This is a genomic window from Streptomyces viridochromogenes DSM 40736 (genome assembly GCF_000158955.1).
GTDB lineage: Bacteria > Actinomycetota > Actinomycetes > Streptomycetales > Streptomycetaceae > Streptomyces > Streptomyces venetus.
Map to the genome: position 1 here is coordinate 4,872,374 of NZ_GG657757.1, position 9,117 is coordinate 4,881,490.

2 protein-coding genes and 1 pseudogene are annotated in these 9,117 nt (G+C 75.7%); all 3 read right to left on the bottom strand.

Going from position 1 to position 9,117, the window contains the following annotated elements:
* The coding region (locus SSQG_RS21510) for a beta-ketoacyl synthase N-terminal-like domain-containing protein (RefSeq protein WP_039933325.1) at positions 1-3,196 on the bottom strand (3,196 nt) is incomplete at its 3' end.
* 84 nt (positions 3,197-3,280) lie between these two features.
* Positions 3,281-3,808 carry a phosphopantetheine-binding protein gene (locus tag SSQG_RS44050; protein WP_425315019.1) on the bottom strand — a complete coding sequence of 176 codons (528 nt, stop codon included), beginning with the start codon at positions 3,806-3,808 and terminating at the stop codon, positions 3,281-3,283.
* A gap of 234 nt (positions 3,809-4,042) precedes the next feature.
* Positions 4,043-8,910: pseudogene (locus tag SSQG_RS43490) on the bottom strand (SDR family NAD(P)-dependent oxidoreductase); the annotation flags it as partial.
* Between the last annotated feature and the right edge of the window lie 207 nt (positions 8,911-9,117).

The following is a 9,117-nucleotide window of genomic DNA, read 5'->3' on the forward strand; positions in this document are numbered from 1 at the left end:
CCGCCGGCGGCCACGTCCCCAGCTCGAACGGGGCCTCCCGGCCGGCGGGGCTCAGGGTCCCCGAGGCGGCGACGGTCCACGCCGGGTGGTCCTCGTCGGCGCCCGTGTGGACGCTGAAGGCGCGGGTGCCCGTGGCGTCCGGCGCGTCGACCGTCAACTGGACACGGACACGGGAGCGTTCGGGCAGGACGATCGGGCGGCGTACGGTCAGCTCGTCCACGATCGTGCAGCCGACCTCGTCGGCCGCGCGGACCACCACGTCCAGCAGCGCGGAGACGGGCAGTACGACCTCGCCGTGCCGGGTGTGCCCGGCGAGCCAGGGGGCCGAGCGGGCCGTGAGCCGGGCGGTGAGGACCAGCTCGTCACGGCCGGCGATCTCGACCGCCGCGTCCACGAGCGGATGACCGGCCGCGCCCCCGGAGCGCCCGGACGCCTCGGTGGGGCGGGACTCCAGCCAGTACCGCTTGCGCTGGAACGCGTAGCTCGGCAGGTCCACCCGCTTCCGGGGCCCGGCCGGGGCGAAGAAGGCCGGCCAGTCCACAGGTACGCCCGCGCTCCACAGCCGGCCCAGCGCCGCCACCGCGGCCATGGGCTCGGACAGGCCGGACCGTACGGCGGCCACGGCGGTCACGGCACCGACGCCGGACACACAGTCGTCGACCATCGCCGTGAGCACCCCGGCCGGGCCCAGCTCCAGGGTGGTGGTCACCTGCCCCTCGGCGAGGGTGCGGACCGCGTCCACGAAGCGGACCGGCTGCCGTACCTGCTGGATCCAGTAGTCGGGCGAACGCAGTTCCGCCTCGGTGGCGACGCGGCCGGTGACCGTGGACACCAGGGGGATCTCCGGGGCGTTCAGCGTCACGCCCCGCACGACCCGGCCGAACTCCTCCAGCATCGGCTCCATCAGGGGGGAGTGGAACGCGTGGCTGACCACCAGCCGCTTGGTCGCGCGGCCCCAGGAGCGGACCGTGGACGTGATCCCGGCGACCGCTTCCTCGTCGCCCGACACCACGGTGGACGACGGGCCGTTGAGCGCCGCGACGCCCACGCGCCCGCCGGCCCCGGCGAGGAGCGGCTCGACCTCGTCGGCCGTGGCCTGCAGCGCCACCATCGCCCCGCCCCTCGGCAGGGCCTGCATCAGCCGGCCCCGGGCGGCCACCACGGCCGCCGCGTCCGCGAGGGTGAGGACGCCCGCCACATGCGCGGCGGCCAGCTCGCCGATCGAGTGCCCGGCGAGCAGGTCGGGCCGTACGCCCCAGGACGCGAACAGCCGGAACAGCGCGACCTCGACGGCGAACAGGGCGGGCTGCGCGTACCCCGTCTCGTCGAGCCGGTCGCCCGACGCGATCACCTCGCGCAGCGGCCGGTCCAGCAGCGGGTCGAGGTGCGCGCACACCTCGTCGAAGGCAGCCCCGAACGCCGGGAACGCGGCGTGCAGTTCGAGGCCCATCGCGGCTCGCTGGGCGCCCTGTCCCGTGAACAGGAAGCCCAGTTTGCCCGTGCCGGCCGCGCCGCGCGGCAGGGCGGGGGCCACCGCGTCCGGCGTGAACGCGTTCAGCGCGGCGAGGAGTTCGGCGCGATCGGCGCCCACCACGACGGCCCGGTGCTCCAGCCCGGCCCGCGTGGTGGCCAGTGCGTGCGCCACGTCCTCGGCCGGCACCTCGGGGTGCCGCTCGACGAACTCGGCCAGCCGCTCTGCCTGCGCCCGCATGGCACCGGCCGTCCGCGCGGACAGGGTCCAGGGGATGGCGGGGAGAGGGACGGGGGGATCGGGGTGCCCGGCGTCCGGCGCGGTGTCCGCCGGTGCCTCCGTCGGCTCGGGGGCCTGCTCGATGATCACGTGGGCGTTGGTGCCGCTCACCCCGAACGCGGAGACGGCGGCGCGGCGCGGGCGGCCCGTCCGCGGCCAGGGGCGCTCCTCGGTCAGCAGTTCCACCGCGCCGTCGGACCAGTCGACCAGCGGTGTCGGCCGGTCGACGTGCAGGGTCCTGGGCAGCACCCCGTGCCGTATCGCCTGGACCATCTTGATGACGCCGCCCACCCCGGCCGCGGCGACCGCGTGCCCGATGTTGGACTTCAGCGACCCCAGGTACAGCGGGCGCTCCGCCGGGTGGGCGGTGCCGTACGTGCCCAGCAGCGCCTGAGCCTCGATGGGGTCGCCCAGCCGGGTGCCGGTGCCGTGCGCCTCGACCGCGTCCACGTCGGCCGCGTCCAGCCGCCCCTCGGCGAGCGCCTGGCGGATGACCCGCTCCTGGGAGGGGCCGCTGGGCGCGGTGAGGCCGTTGGAGGCGCCGTCCTGGTTGACGGCGGTGGCCCGCAGCACGGCCAGGACGCGATGCCCGTTGCGTACGGCGTCGGAGAGCCGTTCCACGAGGAGCAGTCCCACGCCCTCCGACCAGCTGGTCCCGTCGGCGGCGGCCGCGAACGACTTGCACCGGCCGTCGGCGGCGAGGCCCCGCTGCCTGGAGAAGTCGACGAACCCGCCCGGCGTACCACTGATCGTCACCCCGCCCGCCAGGGCGAGCGCCGACTCCCCGCTGCGCACGGACTGCGCCGCGAGATGCAGTGCGACCAGCGACGACGAGCACGCCGTGTCCACCGTGACGGCGGGCCCCTCGAACCCGAAGGAGTACGAGACCCGGCCGGAGACCACACTGCTGAGCTTGCCGGTCATCAGATAGCCCTCGAACTCCTCGGGCCCCTCCAGACCGAGGTAGGTCTGGTCCACCGCGCCGACGAAGACCCCCACGTTGGACGTCGTCAGCCCCGTCGGGTCGATGCCGGCCTGCTCGAAGGTCTCCCAGGCGGTCTCCAGCAGCACCCGCTGCTGCGGGTCCATCGACAGCGCCTCACGCGGCGAGATCCCGAAGAACGCGGCGTCGAAGTCGGCCGCGCCGTCCAGGAACCCGCCCTCGCGGGTGTACGACGTGCCGGGCGTGTCCGGGTCGGCGTCGTACAGCCCCTCCAGGTCCCAGCCCCGGTCGGCGGGGAACTCCGAGACGGCGTCCCGGCCCTCACAGACCAGTCGCCACAGATCGTCGGCCGAGGCCACCCCGCCGGGGTAGCGGCAGGCCATGCCGACGATCGCGACCGGCTCCAGCCGTCCGGACTCCAGCTCGGCGATGCGGCCGCGTGCCTTGCGCAGGTCGGCCGTGACCCATTTCAGGTAGTCGGCCAGCTTCTTCTCATCCGCCATGGGGCAACTCACATCTTCTCGGGGACGGCAGTGACAGCGGTGCGGGACACCGGGGCGTGCGGGACGACGCTGGTGCGCGGGACATCAGCTGCCCGCGCGGCCGAGCTCGTTGTCGATGAAGTCGAGGAGCTCGTCGGTCGAGGCCGACTCCAGCCGGTCCGTAGGGCCGGCGTCGCCGGGCGTGCCGCCCCAGGCGTCCATCCAGCGCGACAGGATGGTCTGCAACCGGACGGTGACGGCGGCGCGTTCGTCCGCGTCGGCGGCGCCGGCGTTCTCGGTGTCGCCGGCCGTCGAGAGGATCTCCTCCAGCTTGTCGAGCTCGGCGAGGAGCGGGGACCGCTCGGTGGGCTCCGGCCCGGACCCGAGCCCGGCGAGCAGGAACGCGGTGAGGGCCGCGGGGGTCGGATGGTCGAACACCACGGTCGCCGGCAGCCGGACGCCGCTGACCGCGCCCAGCCGGTTGCGCAGCTGCACGGCGGTGAGCGAGTCGAACCCCAGTTCCTGGAAGGGCCGTTGTGTCTCGACGGCGGCCGGGTCGCGGAAGCCCAGGACGACGGCCACCTCGCCGCGCACCAGGTCCAGGACGAACTCCTGCCGCTCGCCCGCGTCCATCCCGGCGAGCCGCTCCGCGAGGGGCGTATCCCCCTCGGCGCCGGCCCGCTCCGGGCGGCGTTCGGCCGTCGGCACCAGGGCTCGCAGCAGCGGCGGAACCGGACCACCAAAGGCCCGTACGGCCGCGAGGTCGAGCGGCACGGCCGTGAGCGCCGGGTGCCGTGTCGTCAGCGACGCGTCGAACAGCGCCAGCCCCTCCGCCGTGCTCGTCGGCACGAAGCCGTCCCGGGCGAAACGGGACCGGTCGGCCGGGGTCAGCCCCGCGTTGATCCCGCCCTCGACCTCCCACAGCCCCCAGGCCGGCGAGCTCGCCGGCAGGCCCTCGGCGCGGCGCCGCTCGGCCAGCGCGTCCAGGAAGGCCCCGGCCGCCGCGTAGTTGGCCTGGCCCGGACCGCCGAACACGCCCACGACCGAGGAGAACAGCACGAACGCCGCCAGCTCGTCCTCACGGGTCAGCTCGTGCAGATGCCACGCGGCGTCCGCCTTCGGGCCCAGCACCGCGTCCAGCTGGTCGGACGTCAGCGCCGGGAGCAGATCGTTGTCCAGGACCCCGGCCGCGTGCACGACCCCGGTCAGAGCCTGCCCGGCCGGTATCTCGGAGAGGAGCGCCTTGAGCGCGTCACGGTCGGCGACGTCGCACGCGGCGATCCGGACCTCGGCCCCGAGCCCGGTGAGTTCGGCGAGCAACTCGCCGGCCCCCGGCGCCTTGTCACCCCGGCGGGAGGCCAGCAGCAGCCGCCGGACGCCGTGCTCGACGACGAGATGCCGGGCCACCGCGGCGCCGAGCGCCCCGGTGCCGCCCGTGACGAGAACCGTGCCGTCCGGGCGCCAGCGGCGGACCGTGCCGTCGTCCGTGTCGGCCCGGGCGACCCGGTGCAGCCGGGGCACCAGGAGCCGGCCGTCGCGGACGGCGGCCTGCGGTTCGTCCGTGGCGAGCAGGGCGGCCAGGAGCGCCGGGGGGACAGGTGCGGCGTCCGCGCCCGTGCCGGGGGCGTCCACGAGGACGATCCGGTCCGGGCTCTCCGACTGCGCCGAGCGCACCAGGCCGCCGACCGCCGCCGCGTCGAGGTGCGGCACCTCGCCGGGCGCGGCGGCCACCATGCCCTTGGTGACCAGCACCAGCCGGGTCGCGGCCAGCCGCTCGTCGGCCAGCCAGGCCTGGAGCAGGGCCAGCGCCCTCCCGGTCGCCGCGTGCACACCGTCCACGACCTCGGTGTCGTTGCCGGCCGACGGCAGAGGGACGAGGAGGGCGTCGACGGCCGTACCGGACTCGACCGCACGTCCGAGGGCGGCGAGGTCCTCGTAGTAGGGGACGCCGGAGTCGCCGTCGTACGCCCGGTGCGCCGCGTACGACACACCGGGCTCCTCGTCCGGCAGGCGCCCGAGGGCCGCCCAGGCGACCGGGCGGTCCGGCCGGCGGGGGGTGAGCGGCGTCCAGGTGACGTGGTGCAGGGCCCGCAGCGGGCCGGGGCCGCCGATGAGTTCCGACGGCTCGGGGGAGCGCCGGACGACGGAGTCGACGGTGGCGACGGGCGCCCCGTCCGGACCGGTCAGCACGACCGACACGGCCCCTTCCTCCGCCACGGCCTCCCCGGCCGGGGCGAGCCGGGCCCGTACGGCCGTGGCGCCGGTGGCGTGCAGCCGCACCCCGCGCCAGCGGACCGCGAACGGCTCGCCCCGTCCACCGCGAGTGCGGCCTCCAGCAGCGCCGGGTGCAGGACGTGACGCCCGGCGTCGGCGGAGTGCTAACTCGGGGAGCCGCACCTCGACGCCGTCCGTGCTCCCCGCGAGGCCGGCGGCCGTGCCGTCCTCGGCGCGCAGCACCCCGGAGGCCAGCTCCACCCACTCCCCGGTGCCGGGGTCGGGCAGGGCGTGCACGGTGACGGGGCGCCGGCCGGAGTCGTCCGGTGCGCCGACCCGCACCTGGAGCGGGACCTCGGCGGTGTCGGGGACGGCGAGCGGGGCCCGGACGGCCAGTTCGTCCACCACCGGGCAGGCCACCTCGGCGCCCGCCCTGGCGACCGCGTCGACCAGGGCCGCCGACGGCAGTACGACGGTGCCGGACACGGTGTGCCCGGACAGCCACGGCTGGGCGGCCGCCGCGACCCGGCCGGTGAACAGCACCTCATCGGCGCCGGCCACCGTGACCGCCGTTCCCAGCAGGGGGTGGTCCGAGGGGCCGGGGCCTGCCGCGTAGGCGGGCGCCGACTGCTCCAGCCAGTACCGCTCGCGCTGGAAGGGGTACGTCGGCAGCTCGACGGGGCGCACCGGCAGGTCCTCGAACACCACCGTCCAGTCCACCGGGACCCCGGCCACGAACGCCTCGCCCAGCGCGGCCAGGACCCGGTCGGGCCCGCCCTGGTCACGGCGGAGCGAGCCGACGCCGACGACGGCGGTGCCGACGGTGTCGGCGGTCTCCTCGATGCTGTGCAGCAGCACCGGGTGCGGGCTGCACTCGACGAAGACACCGTGGCCGCCGTCCAGCAGGGTCCGTGTGGTCGGCTCGAACAGCACGCTCTGCCGCAGGTTGGTGTACCAGTACGCGGCGTCCAGGCCGGTGGTGTCGAACAGGCCGCCGGTGACGGTGGAGTAGAACGGCACTTCGCAGGGGCGGGCCTCGATACCCGCCAGGTCGGCCAGCAGCCGCTCACGGATCGACTCGACGTGCGCGCAGTGCGATGCGTAGTCCACCGGGAGGCGCTTGGCACGGCCGCCGTCGGCCACGACCGTCTCGCGCAGCTCGTCGAGGGCGTCGGCGTCACCGGAGAGCACCACGGACGCGGCGCCGTTGACGGCGGCCACGGCGACCCGGCCGCCGTAGCCGCCGATCAGTTCGCGCACGCGGGGTTCGGGCAGCGCGACCGACATCATGCCGCCCCGGCCGGAGAGGTCCTCGGCGATGGCGCGGGCCCGCAGGGCCACGACCCGGGCGCCGTCGGCCAGGGACAGCGCGCCGGCCACGCACGCGGCGGCGATCTCCCCCTGGGAGTGGCCGATCACGGCGGCGGGTCGTACCCCGTGGGCGCGCCACACCGCCGCGAGCGACACCATGATCGCCCACAGCGTCGGCTGGACCACGTCCACCCGCTCCAGCGGCTGCCCGGCCCGTACGGTCTCGATCAGATCCCAGTCGGTGACCGGTGCCAGCGCCGCCCCGCAGTCGGCCATGGCTGCCGCGAACGCCGGTGAGGAGTCCAGCAGTTCGGCCGCCATGCCGGCCCACTGGGACCCCTGCCCGGGAAACACGAACGCCACCCGCGACGCCCCCGCACGAGCACCGCGCACCACGTTCGGAGCCCCGCCACCCTCGGCGAGCGCGGCCAGCCCGGCCGTCAGTGCGTCGAGATCGGCACCGACGACCACGGCCCGGTCGTCCAGCGCTGCCCGCGTGGTGACCAGGGCGTGGGCGATGTCGGCGACGGGGGCGGGGCCGGCGCCGGCGACCCGGGCGGTCTCGCCGACGGCCAGGACGGTCTCGCCGACGGCCAGGAGGCCGAGCAACTGCCGGGCCCGCGCGGCGAGGGCGCGCTCGCCCTTGCCGGACAGGACCAGCGGCAGGGGGCGGCCGGGCCAGGCGGAGGACTCGCCTTGGGCGGGATGCCGCGAAGCCCGCGCGGGCCCGCCCTCGCCCGTCCCGGCGGTGACCCCGGCGTCGGTCCCGATGTCGGGCCCGACGCCGGCCCCCTCGCCGTCCTCCGTCGTGGTGTCCTCCGTCGCCTCCTCCACGATCACGTGGGCGTTCGTGCCACTGAAGCCGAACGACGAGACAGCGGCGCGGCGGGGGCGTCCCGTCTTGGGCCAGGTGCGGGGCTCGGTGAGGAGGGCGAGCGCGCCCGTGTCCCAGTCGATGTGCGGGGACGGCTCCTCGGCGTGGCAGCGTCTTCCGGGAGGACCCCGTGGGCGGGATCGCCTCGACCATCTTGATGATGCCGCCGACGCCGGCCGCCGCCCTGCGCGTGTCCGATGTTGGACTTCAGCGAGCCCAGCCAGAGCGGCCGGTCGGCGGGCCGTTCCTTGCCGTACGTGGCGAGCAGGGCCCGCGCCTCGATCGGGTCGCCGAGCGTCGTCCCCGTGCCGTGCGCCTCGACCGCGTCGACGTCGGCCGGCGACAGCCCCGCGCTCGTGAGCGCCTGACGGATCACCCGTTCCTGCGCGGGACCGTTGGGCGCGGTGAGCCCGTTGCTGGCGCCGTCCTGGTTGATCGCCGAACCTCGGATCACGGCCAGCACGGGATGCCCCTCGCGCCGTGCGTCGGACAGCCGGGCGAGCAGCAGCAGACCGACGCCCTCGGCCCAGCCGGTGCCGTCGGCGGACGCGGCGAAGGACCGGCACCGCCCGTCGGGCGACAGTCCGCGCAGCCGGGAGAACTCCACGAACGACGTGGGCGTGGACATCACCGTCACCCCGCCGGCCAGCGCGAGATCGGCCTCCCCCCGGCGCAGTGCCGTCGCCGCCAGATGCAGGGCGACCAGCGAGGACGAGCACGCGGTGTCGACCGTGACCGCGGGGCCCTCCAGACCGAAGGTGTAGGCGAGCCGGCCCGAGGCGACACTGCCCGCGCTGCCGCCGTAGAGGTAGCCCTCGAACTCCTCGGCCGGCAGATGGGGCCGCGAGCCGTAGTCGTTGTACATCGCCCCGACGAACACCCCGGTACGGCTGCCCCGCACCGACTCCGGCACGATCCGCGCCCGCTCGAACGCCTCCCACGCGGTCTCCAGGAGCAACCGCTGCTGGGGGTCGGTGGCCAGCGCCTCACGGGGCGACATCCCGAAGAACTCCGGATCGAACAGGTCCGCGTCGTGCAGGAAACCGCCGTACCGGGTGTACGACTTGCCGACCGCGTCCGGGTCGGGGTCGTGGAGGTCGTCGACGTCCCAGCCGCGGCTTTCGGGGAAGGCCGACACCGCGTCGACGCCGTCGGCGACGACCTGCCACAGGTGCTCCGGGGAGCGCACGCCGCCGGGGTAGCGGCACGCCATCCCGATGATCGCGATCGGCTCCTGCGCCCGCTCCTCCACCTCACGCAGCCGCTTGCGGCTCGCGCGGGCGTCGGCGACCGCACGCTTGAGGTACTGGCGGAGTTGGTTCTCGTCGGTCGTCACGTCGTCTCAGCTCCATGGGGAAGTCGAAGTCGTGGGGGCGCCCGGGCCCGTCCGGGGGAGGGGACGGGCCCGGGCCGTGCGGCCCGGCGCGCTAGTCGAGTTCGTCGACCAGGGCGAACAGGTCCTCGTCGGTCGCGGAGTCGAGGTCGGGCAGGTCGTCGTCGCGGAGCGGGTCGACGCGGTCGGCGAGGTCGAGCAGTTCCCGCA